The organism is Prauserella sediminis, assembly GCF_014195435.1.
GTDB lineage: Bacteria > Actinomycetota > Actinomycetes > Mycobacteriales > Pseudonocardiaceae > Prauserella > Prauserella salsuginis.
Genome location: NZ_JACIBS010000001.1, coordinates 1,334,010 through 1,350,400, shown reverse-complemented (window position 1 = coordinate 1,350,400; position 16,391 = coordinate 1,334,010). Strand labels below are relative to the sequence as shown.

Annotated in this window: 16 protein-coding genes; 12 read left to right on the top strand and 4 right to left on the bottom strand. The window is 71.1% G+C overall.

Translation table 11 applies throughout. The features are described 5' to 3' along the window. The first annotated feature begins 209 nt into the window (after positions 1–209). Positions 210–1,742, top strand: a complete 1,533-nt coding sequence (locus tag FB384_RS06030; RefSeq protein ID WP_183779977.1) for a bifunctional uroporphyrinogen-III C-methyltransferase/uroporphyrinogen-III synthase — start codon at positions 210–212, stop codon at positions 1,740–1,742. 186 nt (positions 1,743–1,928) lie between these two features. On the opposite strand, the gene FB384_RS06025 is transcribed toward FB384_RS06030, so the two are convergent. Next, a complete protein-coding gene (locus FB384_RS06025; RefSeq protein WP_183779974.1) occupies positions 1,929–3,053 on the bottom strand; it encodes a M20 family metallopeptidase in 1,125 nt (374 codons plus the stop codon). 102 nt (positions 3,054–3,155) lie between these two features. Between FB384_RS06025 and hemB the strand changes: the two genes are divergently transcribed. Further along, on the top strand, positions 3,156–4,136 hold the full coding sequence (gene hemB, locus FB384_RS06020; RefSeq protein WP_183779971.1) for a porphobilinogen synthase: 981 nt from the start codon (positions 3,156–3,158) through the stop codon (positions 4,134–4,136). Between the two features lie 97 nt (positions 4,137–4,233). Here the strand turns inward: hemB and FB384_RS06015 are convergent, their stop codons facing one another. Together FB384_RS06015 and FB384_RS06010 are read right to left on the bottom strand one after the other, a co-directional pair. Further along, positions 4,234–5,058 (bottom strand): class I SAM-dependent methyltransferase, encoded by an 825-nt coding sequence (locus tag FB384_RS06015; protein ID WP_183779968.1) that lies wholly within the window; start codon positions 5,056–5,058, stop codon positions 4,234–4,236. After that, complete coding sequence (locus FB384_RS06010) at positions 5,055–5,735, bottom strand: TetR/AcrR family transcriptional regulator (protein WP_183779965.1); 681 nt, start codon at positions 5,733–5,735, stop codon at positions 5,055–5,057. The genes FB384_RS06015 and FB384_RS06010 overlap by 4 nt, the downstream gene beginning before the upstream one ends. Before the next feature lie 163 nt (positions 5,736–5,898). Here FB384_RS06010 and FB384_RS06005 point away from each other — a divergent pair, with 163 nt between their 5' ends. From FB384_RS06005 to FB384_RS05960, 10 genes are all read left to right on the top strand, one after another. Continuing rightward, positions 5,899–6,417 carry a hypothetical protein gene (locus tag FB384_RS06005; protein WP_183779960.1) on the top strand — a complete coding sequence of 173 codons (519 nt, stop codon included), beginning with the start codon at positions 5,899–5,901 and terminating at the stop codon, positions 6,415–6,417. Next, positions 6,414–7,100 carry a hypothetical protein gene (locus tag FB384_RS26745; RefSeq protein ID WP_228725969.1) on the top strand — a complete coding sequence of 229 codons (687 nt, stop codon included), beginning with the start codon at positions 6,414–6,416 and terminating at the stop codon, positions 7,098–7,100. Before FB384_RS06005 ends, FB384_RS26745 begins: the two co-directional genes overlap by 4 nt. Next, complete coding sequence (locus FB384_RS05995; RefSeq protein ID WP_183779957.1) at positions 7,093–7,593, top strand: hypothetical protein; 501 nt, start codon at positions 7,093–7,095, stop codon at positions 7,591–7,593. The genes FB384_RS26745 and FB384_RS05995 overlap by 8 nt, the downstream gene beginning before the upstream one ends. A gap of 156 nt (positions 7,594–7,749) precedes the next feature. After that, complete coding sequence (gene hemL, locus FB384_RS05990) at positions 7,750–9,072, top strand: glutamate-1-semialdehyde 2,1-aminomutase (protein WP_183779954.1); 1,323 nt, start codon at positions 7,750–7,752, stop codon at positions 9,070–9,072. Next, the gene (locus tag FB384_RS05985; RefSeq protein ID WP_183779951.1) at positions 9,069–9,698 is read left to right on the top strand and encodes a histidine phosphatase family protein; all 630 of its coding nucleotides are present in this window, start codon (positions 9,069–9,071) and stop codon (positions 9,696–9,698) included. Before hemL ends, FB384_RS05985 begins: the two co-directional genes overlap by 4 nt. Further along, a complete protein-coding gene (locus FB384_RS05980; RefSeq protein ID WP_183779948.1) occupies positions 9,695–10,315 on the top strand; it encodes a TlpA disulfide reductase family protein in 621 nt (206 codons plus the stop codon). The genes FB384_RS05985 and FB384_RS05980 overlap by 4 nt, the downstream gene beginning before the upstream one ends. A gap of 320 nt (positions 10,316–10,635) precedes the next feature. Further along, entirely contained in the window at positions 10,636–11,394 is a 759-nt protein-coding gene (locus FB384_RS05975; protein WP_183785039.1) for a cytochrome c biogenesis CcdA family protein, read from the top strand. Continuing rightward, complete coding sequence (resB, locus tag FB384_RS05970; RefSeq protein ID WP_323985133.1) at positions 11,391–13,151, top strand: cytochrome c biogenesis protein ResB; 1,761 nt, start codon at positions 11,391–11,393, stop codon at positions 13,149–13,151. Before FB384_RS05975 ends, resB begins: the two co-directional genes overlap by 4 nt. 12 nt (positions 13,152–13,163) lie before the next feature. Further along, positions 13,164–14,156 carry a c-type cytochrome biogenesis protein CcsB gene (ccsB, locus tag FB384_RS05965; RefSeq protein ID WP_183779945.1) on the top strand — a complete coding sequence of 331 codons (993 nt, stop codon included), beginning with the start codon at positions 13,164–13,166 and terminating at the stop codon, positions 14,154–14,156. 216 nt (positions 14,157–14,372) lie between these two features. Further along, complete coding sequence (locus tag FB384_RS05960) at positions 14,373–15,950, top strand: MinD/ParA family ATP-binding protein (RefSeq protein WP_228726214.1); 1,578 nt, start codon at positions 14,373–14,375, stop codon at positions 15,948–15,950. Between the two features lie 135 nt (positions 15,951–16,085). On the opposite strand, the gene FB384_RS05955 is transcribed toward FB384_RS05960, so the two are convergent. Continuing rightward, complete coding sequence (locus FB384_RS05955; RefSeq protein WP_183779942.1) at positions 16,086–16,295, bottom strand: hypothetical protein; 210 nt, start codon at positions 16,293–16,295, stop codon at positions 16,086–16,088. Between the last annotated feature and the right edge of the window lie 96 nt (positions 16,296–16,391).

Genomic DNA, 16,391 nt, shown 5'->3' with positions numbered 1-16,391 from the left:
CGGCGCGTTCGCTTCCGCCGCGGCGGGAACCCGGTGGGCGTCGGGTGCGTGGCCGGCGCCTGCGCTGTGCAGGCGCCGCAGCCGGAGCACGCAGGCAACACGTAACGGACGTGACATTCGCGTCGGGAACGTCAGAGAACCGCAGAAGGACAAGTACGAGTTCGGCCGCCGGCCTCGGTGCGGCCGCTGCATGAGGAGAGACGAAGCACATGACCCCCCCAAGCAAGACCACGGGGCGCGTCGCCTTCGTGGGCTCGGGCCCCGGTGACGCGGGACTGCTCACGGTCCGCGCCCAGGAGCTGCTGGCCAAGGCCGACGTCGTCGTCACCGACCCGGACGTGCCGGCGGGCGCGCTCGCCTACGCCCGCGAGGAGGCCGAGGCGCGTCCCGCCGTCGGCGAGCCGGGGGACGTCGCCAAGGACCTGGCCACCGAGGCCGAGTCGGGCCGCGTCGTGCTGCGTCTCGTCGCGGGTGACCCGCTGACGCAGCCCGCGGTCGTGGCCGAGGTGCAGGCCGTGTCGAAGACCGAGGTCGTGTTCGACATCGTGCCGGGTGTCGCGCCGAGCACCGCGGTCCCGGCGTACGCGGGCCTGCCGCTCGGCGGCACGCACACCGAGGTCGACCTCACCCGCGACGTCGACTGGAAGGGCGTCGCGCAGGCGCAGGGCCCGATCGTGCTGCACGGCACGTCGAGCCACCTCGCCGAGGCCGCCTCGCAGCTCGTCGACAACGGTGTGCCCGCCGACACGCCCGTGGCCGTCACGTCGAACGGCACCATCAACACGCAGCGGACGACCGAGACGACCCTCGCCTCGCTCGGCGCCGACGCAGGTGAGCTGGCGGGTTCGCTGATCGTCACCGTCGGATCGATCGTGGCGGACCGCAAGCAGCTGTCGTGGTGGGAGTCCCGCGCCCTGTACGGCTGGAAGGTCCTCGTGCCGCGCACGAAGGACCAGGCCGGCGACATGGCCGAGCGGCTCCGCAGCCACGGCGCCACCTCGCACGAGGTGCCGACGATCTCCGTCGAGCCGCCCCGCAGCCCCGCGCAGATGGAGCGTGCGGTGAAGGGCCTGGTCGACGGGCGGTTCCAGTGGATCGTGTTCACCTCGGCCAACGCGGTGAAGGCTGTGCTGGAGAAGTTCACCGAGTTCGGCCTCGACGCCCGCGCGTTCGCCGGCGTGAAGATCGCCTGCGTCGGCGAGGCGACGGCCGAGAAGGTGCGCTCGTTCGGCATCCAGCCGGAGCTCGTGCCCGAGGGCGAGCAGTCGAGCGAAGGCCTGCTCAAGGAGTTCCCGCCCTACGACGACGTGCTCGACCCGGTGAACCGCGTGCTGCTGCCGCGCGCCGACATCGCCACCGAGACGCTGTCGGCCGGGCTGACCGACGCGGGCTGGGAGGTCGACGACGTGACGGCCTACCGCACCGTGCGTGCCGCGCCGCCGCCCGCCGAGACCCGCGAGATGATCAAGACGGGCGGGTTCGACGCCGTGTGCTTCACCTCGTCGTCCACCGTGCGGAACCTGGTCGGCATCGCGGGCAAGCCGCACGCCCGCACGCTCGTGGCGTGCATCGGCCCCAAGACGGCCGAGACGGCGACGGAGTTCGGGTTGCGCGTCGACGTGCAGCCGGAGACGCCGAACGCCGTGGTGCTCGTCGACGCCCTCGCCGCCCACGCGGCGAAGCTGCGCGCCGAGGGCGCCCTGCCGCCGCCGAAGAAGGCCAAGCGCACGCGCCGCTCCTGAGTCTCGCCGAAACGCCCCGCCGCACACCCCGTGCGGCGGGGCGTTTCGCTGTCCAGGCCCGTGTTGCGGTTTCCGGGGCCCGTGTTGCGGTGTCGGAGTGCAGGACACGCGTGCCGGAGTGCAGGACACGCGGTGCTGGGCGCAGGACACGCGGTGCTGAGTGCAGGACACGCGATCAGGCGGTGCTCATGCTTCGCACCACCGGGCGGCGACCCGGCGGATGGTCTCCTCCGACTCGCGGAGTTTGGCGATCGACACCCACTCGTCGGTGACGTGCGCCAGCTCGGGTTCGCCCGGGCCGCAGACGACGGTCGGCACGCCGCCCAGCGCCGGCGCCAGCACCGACGCGTCCGTGAAGTACGTCGCCGCCCGCGGCTCGCTGCCCTGAGGCCGGCCGGTGACGTCGGCGGCGATCGCGGCGACGGACGCGGCCCAGCCGTCGGCAGGGTCCGTCCACACGGCGGGCAGGTCGATGAGCGCCTCGAGTGCCGCGTCGTCGCCGACACGGGCCTGCAAGCGGTCGGTGATCGCGGCGTGGTCCTGGCCGGGCACGGTGCGGATGTCGACCGTCGCGACCGCCGAGTCCGGCACGGAGTTCGTGTTCAGCCCGCCGTGGAAGGTGCCGACGTTCAGCGTCGGCGCGCCCATCGCCGGATGCGCCTGCTCGGTGAAGGCGAACCGTTCGAACGTTCCCACCGCACGGGCCAGCTTGTAGACGGCGTTGTCGCCCAGGTGCGGCATCGACCCGTGGGCCGTCACGCCCTCGGCCCGCGCGGACAACCACAGCGCGCCCTTGTGCCCGTGGAAGACGGCGCCCGCCGTGGGTTCGGCGATCAGCAGCGGACCCGACGGCTTGCCGCGCAGCACGTCGAGGGCGCCCCGCGCGCCGTGCGAGCCGGTCTCCTCAGCGGCTGTGAGCACGAGGCGCAGCCCAGCCCGCGGCGCGCGAGTCGACGTCGCGACACCGATCGCCGCGCACACGATCGCGGCCACCCCACCCTTCATGTCCGTCGTGCCGCGGCCGTACAGCCGGTCGCCGTCGGGCTCGGCGCGGAACGGGTCGTGGGACCACTCGGCGCTGCCCAGCGGCACCGTGTCGACGTGCCCGGACAGGCACAGCGGCGGTGTCTGCGCATCGGTGTGCCACTCGGCGATCAGCGTGCCGCGGCCCGGTTCGTGCTCGACGGTCCGGACGTCGAAGCCCGCCTCCTCCAGGTGCGGCGCCACCACGGCGAGGGTGCGGCTCTCGTCGTGATCGATGGTGTCGACGGCGACGAGTTCTCGGGTCAGGCTCAGCACGTCCGGGCTCATGACGATGTCCTTCCGCTGGGGCGGTGTCGGTCCCGCCGGGCCGGCGGGCCGGGGATCTTGCCGCCGTCAGGGTAGGCGCACGCGCGGGAGTACGGTGTCGATGTGTTTCCCGAGCATCGTCCACGCAGGCTGCGGACCACGCCGGCCGTGCGCCGGCTCGTCGGCGAGACGACGATCCGCCCGCGTCAGCTGATCCTGCCCATGTTCGTCTCGGAGGAGGCCGACGCCGCGGGTGCGCCGAAGCCGATCTCCAGTATGCCCGGCGTCGTGCAGCACACGAGGGACTCGTTGCGTGCCGCGGCGGCGACGGCCGTCGAGGCGGGTGTCGGCGGGCTGATGCTGTTCGGCGTTCCGTCCACACGCGACGCCGTCGGTTCGGGTGGGACCGACGACGACGGCATCCTCAACGTCGCGCTGCGCGACCTGCGGTCCGATCTCGGCGACGACACGGTCCTCATGGCCGACACGTGCCTCGACGAGTTCACCGACCACGGCCACTGCGGCGTGCTCGACGACGCCGGCCGGGTCGACAACGACGCGACGCTCGAACGGTACGCCGAGATGGCGCTGGCCCAGGCGCGCGCGGGTGCGCACTGGCTCGGGCCGAGCGGCATGATGGACGGACAGGTCGGCGCGATCCGCCGTGCGCTCGACGACGGCGGATTCGGCGACGTGAGCATCCTGGCCTACTCGGCCAAGTACGCGAGCGCGTTCTACGGGCCGTTCCGCGAGGCCGTCGACTCCCAGCTGCAGGGCGACCGCAACGCGTACCAGCAGGACCCGGCCAACATCCGCGAGGCGAGCCGCGAGATCGAACTCGACCTCGCCGAGGGCGCCGACGCGATCATGGTCAAGCCTGCGCTGTCCTATTTGGACGTCATCAGGGCGGCGTCGGAGATCTCGTCGGTCCCGGTCGCGGCGTACAACATCTCGGGCGAGTACTCGATGATCGAAGGCGCGGCCGCCAGCGGCTGGGTCGATCGCGAGCGCACGATCCTGGAGGTGCTCACCTCGATTCGCCGCGCAGGCTCCGACATGATCCTCACGTACTGGGCAGCGGAAGCCGCCACCTGGCTCGACTGAACCACCGCACCGGTGCGGAGCTGCAACATTCGCGGTCCTGGCGGCTGCCCCAAGGGCACCTTGGGGGCGCCAGCGGTGTTGCGGGGGTGCGACGTGATCAGAAGCGGTAGCGGACGATCCAGGCGCCGCGGCGGGCCTGCGCGGGCCAGCGGGCGAACGTCCGCGCCATGAGCCGGTACGCCAGCGGCAGGCGCTCCCGCTCCGGTGCGGCATCGCCCCACTGCTCCTCCACGAAGGTCAACTCCGGCGCGAGGGCCACGACGTCCTGCGGATCGCCGATACCGAACGTGCGGTAGTCCGGCGGCATGCCGACCGTCCGCAGGTATCGGCCCGCCATCCGGGCGGCCAGCCTGCTGTAGGCGTTGAAGACCAGTTCGCCGCTCGCGAAGTGATCGGTGATGTGCGGCAGCAGCCGCCGGTTCTGCTCCTCGGTGAGGAATCCGACGACCCCGTCGGCGACGACGATCGTCGGCCGGTCCCGCGGAATCCCGTCGGTCCAGCGCGTGTCGAGCAGTGAAACGCCGACGCCGTGCGCGTCGTCCCGGTCCGGAAGCAGCCGTTCCCGCAGCTCGATGACCTCGGGAAAGTCGATGTCGTACCAGTCGACGGTCTGCGGCGGGTCGACGCGGAACCGGCGCGTCTCCAGTCCGCTGCCGAGCTCGACGACGACGGCGTCCGGATGGGTGCGGACGAACCCGGCGACCGCGCGGTCGAGCATCGCGCTGCGGATGGCGACCGCTTCCGGCACGCCCGCCATCAGTTTCACCGAGCCGGTGTCGTAATCCAGCCGGCCGAGCACGTCGGTGGCGAGCGCGTCGCCCAGGAGAGGATTGGCGCCCTGGCTGTCGACCGCCCGTCCTTTCAGCGTGATGAGCAGTGTCTTCTGCATCGGCGTGAGGTGGTCGATGGACACGAGGGTCACGGCTCGCCTCCCCGGTCGTCGGTGCGGTACTCGGCGGTGGATGCGCGGATCCGCTCCCCGGCCGGCGAGGCCGCGAAGTCGGCCATGGCGGCGTAGACGTCGAACATCGCCGCGCCGATCCGATGCGGGTGAGCACGGTCGAGCGGATCGACGCCGAGGTGGCGCCCGATGTGCCGGTGCAGGACGACCGTGCCGGCGTGCATCGCCGTCATCACCGCCGCGGCACTGTTCGCCGCCGCCGAATCCGGCGGGAACCGGTCCGGCCACGTGGTGCTGAGGAACTCCGCGGTACCCGCCGCGAGGCGGTCGAAGACAGTGTCGGCCGCAGGTGACCCGTCCACCGTGGCGCGGGCGAAGTACCGCAACAGCGGGCCGCTCGTGGCGAGGAGTTCGGCGAGCAGGCCCGACTCCACCAGCGAACCGGCCGTGGCGGCGGCCGCCAACCGGTGCCCCAACGCGTCGACCACGGCGTCGTCACACGCGCGCCGCAGGGCCTCCTTCGACCCGAAGTGGTGCTGCACCAGGCCCGGTGAGACGCCGGCCGCCTCGGCGATGCCCCGCATGGTCGCGCCCGCGACACCGCGTTCGGCGAACTGGGTCAGCGCCGCGTCGCGGATCCTGGCGCGCGCCGTCAGGTCGCCCGGCGGTCTGTCCACCGCTTCATCGGCTTGAACCACATGTCGACAATACGGCTGACCAGTATCCCATTCAACTGTATTGTCGCCGCAGTCGCCGCAGTCGCCGCAGTCGCCGCAGTCGCCGCAGTCGCCGCAGTCGCCCGCCCGTCGCCCGGCCACCGCCCCCCAGTGCGCCGCTCCGCGGCCCCTACTCTTTGGGGGCATGAGCGAAGCCGACGAAAGCGACGACCAACGGCGGGCACGCGGTCTGCCGCCCTCGCCGCACCTGCCCGGCGATCCCGACCGGGAGCTGCCCGAGCCGCCGAAGCCCGTCAACGTCGGGTTCGGCCTGATCGTGGCCGCGGCGGTGGTGCTGGTCCTGGCCTTCGTGCTGCAGCTGCTCGACAAGGACGCGCTCACCGAGGAACTGATCTCGCAGAACACCGACGAGAACGTCACCAATGCCCAGATCGCTGCGGGTGTCGAATCGATGCTGTGGGCACTCGTCGTCGGGGCGGCCGCGGTCGGCGGCCTGATCGTGCTGTTCGCCTGGAAGGCGCGGCAGGGCACCCGTTCCGCGCGCACCGTCGTGACCGTGCTCGTCGTCGTGATCGCGCTGTTCTCGCTGCTCGGTGGTGGTTACACGGTGATCGGCGCGGTGCTGCTCGCACTCGGCGGCACATCGCTGATGTACCTACCCAGCGTCGACCCGTACTTCCCGAGGGTGGTCAAGAACCCGTGACCGGCAACGACGCCGAGGACACACGCGCCGAGGACACGGCCGCCAAGGGGACACGCGCCGGGGACAACGAGTCCGCCGACACCGCCGACACCGCCGACACCGCCGACACCGCCGACACCGAGGACTCCGACACCGATGACTCGGGCACCGATGACTCCGACACCGTGTCCTCGGTAGCCGAGGGCACGGCCGCCGAGGACACACGCGCCGAGGACGAGGGCACAGCTGCAGTCCCTGACGAGGTCACGGTTCACTACCAAGAACCGGGCGCGACGCTGTGGCGGCTCGGGCTCGGTCCGGCGTTGGCCGCGCTGGGGTTCGTCACGGAGCTGATCCTCGGCCAGCCGCCGCACTGGTTGATGTGGATCATCACCGGCGTCGGTCTGCTGTGGCTGAACGGCCTCTGGGTGTTCGCTCGCCGCAAGTTCCTGCGCGTCCGGGTCACCGACACCGAGTTGGTGCAGGGCACCGAGACACTGCCGATCGCGGACATCGCCTCGGTGCTCACCCGCGAGCCCAAGCTGGGCACCCGCGTGCTCGGCGGTGGCCAGACCGTGCCTCGCCGGTACGAGGCCGTCGGACTCAAGCTGGTGGGCCGCAAGCACGTGCAGGCGTGGTCGCAGGACTCGGAGACGTTCACGGCAGCGTTGCGGACGGCCATGCGAAACTCACGCCGTGACTGAATCCGCGGATCGCACCGCCACCGACTCCGCCGCGCCGGCCGGGCCGGCCGCGTCCGCGGCGCCGCGCGCGCCCCGGCCACGGGGCCGCCGTAGGGCCGGAGCGGGCCGCGGCAGGCTGCACCAGCCGTGGCGGATCGTCGTCGCCGTCGTCGAACTCGTCGTGGCCGCGGTGGCCGTGTGGGGTGCCTTCCCGCTGTGGGGGTCGGCGATCCGCGAGGTCACCGTCCGCCTCGACGACGGCAGTGCGCTGACCTCACGCGTCTACGAGGGTGACCGGATCGCGCTGGCCGTCGCGCTCGGAGCGCTGGCGGCCGTGCTGGTGATCGACGCCGTCCGCCAGGTGATGCTCGGCGTCGCGGCCAAGGGCAAGAAGCCGAAGAAGCGTAAGCAGCCGGACCCCGATGCGGACGTTCCCGACCCGGACCGTCCCGAAGGGGACCGCGACGGTGCGGAAAGCGGCGGTGCCGGGCGCGCGGCCCGCGCACGAGACTGAACACCACACGCGCCCGTTCGGGAGCCCGTCCGCGGTCCAAGCCCGAGTCCCACCGGCAGGCACACCGAGCCGCCCGGTCGCTCGGGAGCATGCCCGCGGTCACTCCCGCCGGAGGCAGTCGTCGCAGGCCGCGGCCGTTTTGCGAGACTGGCGGACGTGACAGGTGGCAAGAGCACGGTCGAGAAGTCCCAGTCCTGGTTCCGGCGGGCCGCCGCGGCGACCCCCGGTGGCGTCAACTCCCCGGTGCGCGCGTTCGCATCCGTCGGCGGTGACCCGCGATTCGTGGTGAAGGCCGACGGTCCCTACCTGTGGGACGCCGACGACAACCGCTACGTCGATCTCGTGTCCTCGTGGGGGCCGATGATCCTCGGGCACGCCCATCCCGCCGTGGTCGAGGCGGTGCGCGAGGCCGCGTCGCACGGCCTGTCGTTCGGCACGCCCACCACCGGTGAGGTCGAGCTCGCCGAAGAGATCATCCGCCGCGTCGAGCCGGTCGAGCAGGTGCGCCTTGTCAACTCGGGCACCGAGGCCACGATGAGCTCGATCCGCCTGGCCCGCGCGTTCACCGGGCGCGCGAAGATCGTCAAGTTCGCGGGCTGCTACCACGGCCACGTCGACGCGCTGCTCGCTCAGGCGGGCTCGGGTGTGGCCACGCTGGGCCTGCCGACGTCGCCGGGTGTCACCGGTGCGCAGGCCGCCGACACGATCGTCGTGCCGTACAACGACCTCGACGCCGTGCGGAAGGTGTTCGCCGAGAATCCCGGCGACATCGCCGCGGTCATTACCGAGGCCGCCGCGGGCAACATGGGTGCCGTCCCGCCCGTCGAAGGGTTCAACGCCGCGCTGCGCGACATCGCCCACGAGGAGGGCGCGCTGCTGATCATCGACGAGGTCATGACGGGCTTCCGCGTGTCGTCGGCGGGCTGGTACGGCCTCGACGGCGTCGCGGGCGACCTCTACACGTTCGGCAAGGTCATGTCAGGTGGGCTCCCCGCGGCGGCGTTCGGTGGCCGCGCCGACGTGATGGCCAAGCTCGCGCCGCTCGGGCCCGTCTACCAGGCGGGCACGCTCGCCGGTAACCCCGTGGCGGTGGCCGCGGGCCTGACGACGCTGCAGCACGCCGACGCGTCCGTCTACGAGAAGCTCGACACCAACGCGGGGCGGGTCGCCTCGATCCTCGGCGACGCCCTGTCGGCCGAGGGCGTCACGCACACCGTGTCGCAGGCGGGCAACCTCGTGACCGTCTTCTTCGGCGACCGGCAGCCGACGAACTTCGACGAGGTCGCCGCCACCGAGACGTGGCGCTACGGCCCGATGTTCCACGCCTTCCTCGAGGCGGGGGTCTACGGCCCGCCGAGCGCGTTCGAGGCCTGGTTCGTCAACTCCGCGATGGACGACGCGGCCTTCGAGGTCATCGAGGCGGCCGCACCCGCAGCGGCCCGCGCCGCCGCATCGGCGACCCCGCCGGAGCGGGTATGACCAGCACGGTCGTCCACCTGCTGCGGCACGGTGAGGTTCACAACCCCGAGGGCATCCTCTACGGCAGGTTGTCCGGTTACGGGCTGTCCGAGCGGGGCAGGCAGCAGGCGGTGACCGTCGCGCAGGCGCTGAAGCCCCACAACCTGGTGCGGGTCGTGGCCTCGCCGCTGCAGCGCGCGCAGGAGACGGCCGCACCGATCGCGGGCGGCCACCGGCTCGACGTCGTCACCGACGAACGCCTCATCGAGGCGGACAACGTGTTCGAAGGCATGCGGGTCAGCGTGGGCGACGGGGCGTTGCGCAGCCCGAAGCACTGGCCGAAGCTGCGCAATCCCGTGGTGCCGTCGTGGGGTGAGCCGTACGTCGACATCGCGCGCCGCATGCTCGGTGCCGTCTACCGGGCGCGGGCCGCAGCCGAGGGCGGCGAGGTGCTGTGCGTGTCGCACCAGCTGCCGATCTGGACCGTGCGCCGGTTCCTCGAAGGCAAACGGCTCTGGCACGACCCGCGGGCCCGGCAGTGCTCGCTGGCGTCACTGACCAGTCTCGTGTTCCGTGAGGAGGAGCTCGTGGACATCGTCTACAGCGAACCCGCAGGCGCGACGGACCCGACGGTGACCGGCGCATGAGCGGGCGCGGCGGCAGCAACCGCAGGTCGCTCGGCACGCGGCTGGCGGCCGCGGTGCTGGTCGGCGGCCTTGCCCTCACCGGCTGCAGCACGGGCGACGGTGCCGCAGCAGACACGGCCTCGTTCAACTTCGTCGCCCCCGGCGGCAAGACCGACATCACCTACACCGGCGCCGACCGGCAGGAGATGCCGGAGATCAGCGGCGAGGATCTGTTCGACGAGAGCAAGCGGATCTCCAGCGAGGACTTCCACGGCAAGGTGCTCGTCATCAACATCTGGGGTCAGTGGTGCGGGCCGTGCCGCACCGAGGCGCCGGAACTGCAGAAGGTGTACGAACAGACCAAGGACGACGGCGTGCGGGTGCTCGGCATCGACGTGCGCGACTTCGACCGGTCGGCGCCGCAGGACTTCATGCGTAACCGAGGCCTGACGTACCCGTCGATCTACGACCCGTCCGGGCGGTCGCTGATCGGGCTGACGGGATATCCGCGCAACGTCGTCCCGTCGACGATCATCGTCGACAGGCAGGGTCGCGTCGCCGCGGTCTACCTGCGCGACCTGCTCGCCGACGACATCCTCCCTGTCGTCCGCGACCTGGCGGAGGAACGCGGCTCGTAGGCAGCCGCCGTGTTGCGGACTCCGGGGACCGTGTTGCCGGTTACAGGGGCCGTGTTGCGGATTCCGGGGACCGCGTTGTCGATTCCGGGGGCCATGTTGTGCCCGCCCGGCTTTCCGGCCACCGCCCGCCAACGGCGGGCGACCGTGCTCCCACGGTGCGGTGCGTCCACCGTTCGCTGATCCCGGTGGGGGCCGGATCGCGTGGCCCCGGGTCGGCGATAGTGACGGGCGCCGCATTCTCGCAGGTGGAGACAGGGGGCGGCGATTTAACACCGACCCCATTCCCTAGTCTGGGTGTCGTGAACGCGACCGAGCTGGCGATGTCAGGGCCGCTGCTGCTGGCCGCAGCCGTGGCCCTGCTCGCGGGCACGATCTCGTTCGCCTCACCGTGCGTGGTGCCGCTCGTCCCGGGCTACCTCGCCTACCTCGCCGCACTGGTCGGCTCCGACGCCCCTGCCGTCGACGCCGAGGAAGCCGCCGACACACCGAAACGCGGCAAACGTCCCGTCGTCGGGGCGACCGCCTTGTTCGTGCTCGGCTTCACCGTGGTGTTCACCGCCGGTGTCGGCGGCCTCGTCTGGCTCGCCGACGCGCTCCTCGTGAACGCCGAGACGCTGCAGCGCGTCGGCGGTGTGATCACGATCTTCATGGCGTTCGTGTTCCTCGGCTTGGTGCCCGGACTGCAGCGGGAGGTGCGTTCGCACCACGTCCCGCGCGCGGGCCTGTGGGGCGCGCCTGTGCTGGGCGCCGTGTTCGGCCTCGGCTGGACCCCGTGCATCGGGCCGACGCTGTCGGGAGTGCTCGCGATCTCCGCGGCCAGCGGCAGCACCGGCGCGCGCGGCTTCGTGCTGGTGCTCGTGTACTGCATCGGCCTCGGCCTGCCGTTCCTGCTCATCTCCGCGGGCACGAAGTGGGCCGTCTCCGCGACGGCGTGGCTGCGCCGCAACGGCAGGCGCGTGCAGCTGTTCGGCGGCGCCCTGCTGCTCGTCGTGGGGATCATGCTGGTCACGGGGCTGTGGATGGAGCTCACGTCGTGGCTGCGGGACGCCTTCATCACCGACACGAGGTTGCCCCTGTGACCCCAGCGCCGCCCCAGCGGACCGACAAGGCCGACGACCCCACGCCCTCCTACCGCGCGACACCGCTGCGCAAGGCGTGGGCGTTCGTCCGCAACACCTGGCGCGGCCTGACGTCGATGCGCACCGCGCTGATCCTGCTGTTCCTGCTGGCCGTCGCCGCGCTGCCGGGTGCGCTGCTGCCGCAGCGGTCGGTCAACGAGCGCAACGTCAACGGCTACCTCGCCGAGCACGGCTGGTGGGGCAGTCTGCTCGACGGCCTGCAGATGTTCGACGTCTACTCCAGTGTCTGGTTCTCGGCGATCTACCTGCTGCTGATGGTGTCGATCATCGGGTGTCTCGTGCCCCGGACGTCGGACTACATCCGCAGCATGCGCTCCAAGCCGGTGCTGACGCCGCGCAACCTGCGCAGGCTGCCGCACCACGACCGCGCCGAGACCACCGACGACGTCGACGCCGTGATGGCCGCCGCGCGCAAGCGCCTGCGCGGGTGGCGGCTGACCGAACGCGAGGAGGCGGGCGGCGCCCGCAGCATCAGCGCAGAACGCGGCTACCTGCGCGAAACCGGCAACCTGCTGTTCCACTTCGGCATGCTCGGCGTGATCATCTCGTTCGCGGGCGGGGCGCTGTACTCGTACGAGGGCCAGGTCATCGTCCTGGCCGACGGTTCGGAGTTCTGCAACGCCGGTATCTACAACTTCGACTCGTTCGAACCGGGGCTGCAGGTCGACGGCACCCAGCTGAACCCGTTCTGCGTGCGGGTCAACGACTTCCACGCCGAGTTCGAGCGTGGTCAGCCCGTGGCCTACAACGCCGGCATCGACTTCCAGTCGGGCGACGATCTCGCCGAGGGTGACTGGCAGCCGTACGACCTGGCCGTCAACGAGCCGCTGCGCACCGCGGGCGACCGGTTGTACCTCCTCGGCCACGGCTATGCGCCGACGTTCACGGTGACGTTCCCCGACGGGCAGAGCCGGACGCAGACCATCCAGTGGCGGCCGGTCGACGAGACCACGCTCCTGTCCGAGGGTGCGACGAAGTTCGAGGAGCCGGGCATCACGGACCCGGCCGAACGCCGGGAACGGCAGCTCGCGGTGACGGGCCTGTTCGCGCCGACACCGTCGATGCACGGCAAGATCCTCTCGTCGGCGGGGCCACAACTGACGGACCCGACGGTCGCGGTGGACATCATGCGGGGCGACCTGGGCGTCGATTCGGGACGTGGGCAGTCGATCTTCGAGGTCGACCAGTCGATGGTGGACGCGGGCAGGCTTGAACGCGTCGCACGCGAGAACCTCGAGGTCGGCCAGTCGCTCGCCCTCGACGACGGCACGACGGTGCGGTTCGACGGCGTCGAGCGGTTCGTGTCGCTGCAGGTTTCGCACGACCCGTTGCAGAACTGGGTGCTGGCGTCGGCGGTGGTGATGTTCGCCGGGCTCGGGGCGTCGCTGTTCATCAAGCGGCGCAGGCTGTGGGTGCGCGCCACTCCCGTGGGCGGTGACGACGACCCGGCCGGCACGCAGGCACGCGGAGTCCCCGCGGATGACACCGCCGTGGCGGACACCGCTGGTGACACCGCGGTGGAGGACGCCGCTGGTGACACCGCGGCCGGTACCGAGGCCGACGACGCAGCGGCGGGTGGGACCGGCACTAATGAACGACGTACCGTAGTAGAAGTGGGCGGGCTCGCCCGCACCGATCAAGCCGGGTACGGCGAGGAGTTCACGCGCATCGCGGCAGAACTCCTCGGCCGGAAGTAGAAGGGCCTGGAGATGCCGGTAAACGAGACGTTGTCGCAGTACAGCGACTGGTCGTACACCACATCCGTCGTCATCTACATCCTGGCGATGGTGTTCTTCCTCGTCGAGCAGTCCTTCGGCCGACGCGGCAAGCAGGCCGCCGAGCGCACGCGCAGCCGTGAACTCGTCGGCGCCGGTGCCGGGAACAGCTACACGGCTTCCGGAAGCGACAACACGACCTCCGGAACCGACAACACGGGCGCGGCACCGACGCGGGCGGAGCGGTTCGGCCGCATGGGCGTCGCGCTCACCGTGCTGGGGCTGCTGCTGCACGCCTCGGCGCTCGTGCTTCGCGGGCTCGCGACGAACCGTGTGCCCTGGGGCAACATGTACGAGTACGTGATGATCACGTGCTTCGTCGCCGTCGCGGCGTGGCTGGTGCTGCTGCGTAAGCACCCGGTGCGGCACCTGTCGATGTTCGTTCTGCTGCCGAACGTGATCCTGATGTTCATCGGCGGCACGTGGCTCTACGCCGTCGCCGCGCCGCTGCAGCCCGCGCTCCAGTCGTACTGGCTGATCATCCACGTGGCGGCCGCCGCGGCGTCCTCGGGCGTGTTCCTCGTGCCCGGCGTCGCGAGCATCTTCTACCTGGTCAAGGCGCGGAACGAGAGCAACCCGGAAAAGTTCGCGAAGTTCGCGGCGAAACTGCCCGCCAAGGACGTGCTCGACCGCATCGCGTACCGGACGACGGTGTTCGCGTTCCCGATCTTCACCTTCGGCGTGCTGTGCGGCGCGGTCTGGGCCGAAGCGGCGTGGGGCCGGTTCTGGGGCTGGGATCCGAAGGAGACGGTCGCGTTCATCGCATGGATCGTCTACGCCGCCTATCTGCATTCCCGCGCGACGGCCGGCTGGCGTGGGAACCGTGCCGCGGTCATCAATGTGATCGGTTTCGCAGTGACGGTTTTCAACCTGTTCTTCGTCAATCTCGTGACCACCGGGCTCCACTCGTACGCGGGAGTTGGCTGACGGAACCGTCGAGTGCCGGGTAGCGTCGCACCTGGTACGACGACCATGCGAAGGATTGAAGCGGTGACCGCAGCGAACGACCCCAACGGGCAGGAACCGCAGAAGCCTCATGGGGCGCACCACATCCGCGACGCCGCGGATGTGGCGGGTGATGCCACCGATTCCACCGCGGCGCCAATGGATCCGGCGTCCATGGATCCGGCGCCCATGGATCCGATGAGTGCGCCGGACAGCCCCGAGGTGACGCAGCGCGTCAGCCCGCCGCCGGGTCAGCAGGCGCAGGCTCCGCAGGGCGGTCAGATGCCGTCGGCCGAGGAGGCCCAGCCCGCGGTGCACTACCCGGCCCAGCAGCCGTACGATCCGAACCTGCCGCCGCTGACCCCGGACCAGACCGCCGGTGACGGTCAGCAGGCGCACGCAGCGGCGTATCACCAGTACGCGCAATACTCCCAGTTCGCCCAGCACGACGCGCCGCACGGCCGCCCGCCACAGCAGGCTCCGCAGGCACCGCAGCAGGCGGTTCAGGGGCAGCCGCACTACGACCATGCTCGCCCCGAGCATGCGCAACCGGAGCAGCCGCAGTACGAGCCGCCGCAGTACGCGCAGCCGCCGGAGGCGCCGCGGGAGTCCTACGCGCAGCGGTACTTCGAAGGACAGCAGGGCCAGTTCGGCAGGCCGGTGCAGCCGCAACAGGGCCAGCCCCAGCAGGCCCCGCCGCAGCAGCCGATGCAAGCCCAGCACCCGCAGCAGGCACAGCAAGGGCAGCAGGCACAGCAAGGGCAGCACCCGCAGGCCGTGCCACAGGGGCAGCCGGGGGAGCAGGGGCTGCCGCCGTTGCCGCAGCCGCAGCGTTCCGCACAGGGCGGTCCCGCCGACCTGGCGGGCAACAGCCTGGTCAGGCAGACCAAGCGGCCGCCGCGGTCCGGCTGGCGCAAGGCGCTGTACGTCGGCACGGGCAAGCTCGTCAACCCGGGCGAAGGCCCGGCGGACCGTGCCGAGCGGGATCTGACCGCGCGGGTCCAGCAGCCGCTGCGCGGCTGCTACAAGATCGGCATCCTCAGCCTCAAGGGCGGTGTCGGCAAGACGACGACCACGACGACACTCGGATCGACGTTCGCGTCGTTGCGCGGCGACCGGGTGATCGCAGTGGATGCCAACCCCGACCGCGGCACCCTGTCGCAGAAGATCCCGATCGAGACGACCGCGACCGTGCGTCATCTGCTGCGGGACGCCGACCGCATCACGCGGTACAGCGACGTGCGGGCGTACACCTCACAGGGCGGCAGCAGGCTCGAGATCCTCGCCAGTGAGCAGGATCCGGCCGTGTCGGAGGCATTCTCCGAGAACGACTACCGCAGGGCCGTCGACCTGCTCGAGCACTTCTACAACATCGTGCTCACCGACTGCGGCACCGGACTGATGCACTCGGCGATGAAGGGTGTGCTCGACCTCGCCGATTCGCTGGTGATCGTGTCGTCGGGTTCGGTGGACGGTGCCCGCAGTGCGTCCGCGACGCTCGACTGGCTCGACGCGCACGGCTACGGCGAGCTGGTGCAGCGCTCGATCACGGTGATCAACTCGGTGCGCCCGAAGTCCGGATCGGTCGATCTCGACAAGCTCACGGCGCACTTCTCGGCCCGCACGCGCGGGGTGGTCAAGGTGCCGTTCGACCCGCACCTCGAAGAGGGCGCCGAGATCGATCTGGAGCGACTGGACAAGGCCACCCGTACGGCGCTGCTGGAACTGGCGGCCACCGTCGCTGACGGGTTCACCATGGACCGCATGGCCCACTGAGCCGTCAGCGCCGCGCGGGGTGGCGGCACCCGTGGCGCGGTGAAGACCGCGGCCTCCCGCGGTGCCGGATGCCGACAACGACGTCGGCCGCGGCCCTGTCCGAATGAACAGTGACCGCGGCCGACGCGCTTGCAGCTACTTGGTGTCGTCCTCGTCGGGGCGCTGGGGGTCGGGGCGTTTCGGCTTCTGTTCGCCGAGCTTTCGCAGGAATTCCGGGTCGTCGTCCGGCGCGACCGGGTTGGCGCGGTTCGGCCGGGTTCCTGCGCCGACGCGCTCCTGGCTCAGCAATCGCCACACCACGACGGAGATCGTGATGGCGCCGACCACCGCGAGCAAATACAACATGCCCGCTCCTTCCCATGGGCTGACTACCACCAGCCTAACGTGTCCGCGGCAGTAGCCGGTCCGCAACGGGCGGTCCGGACACGGCGGGCGCGTTCC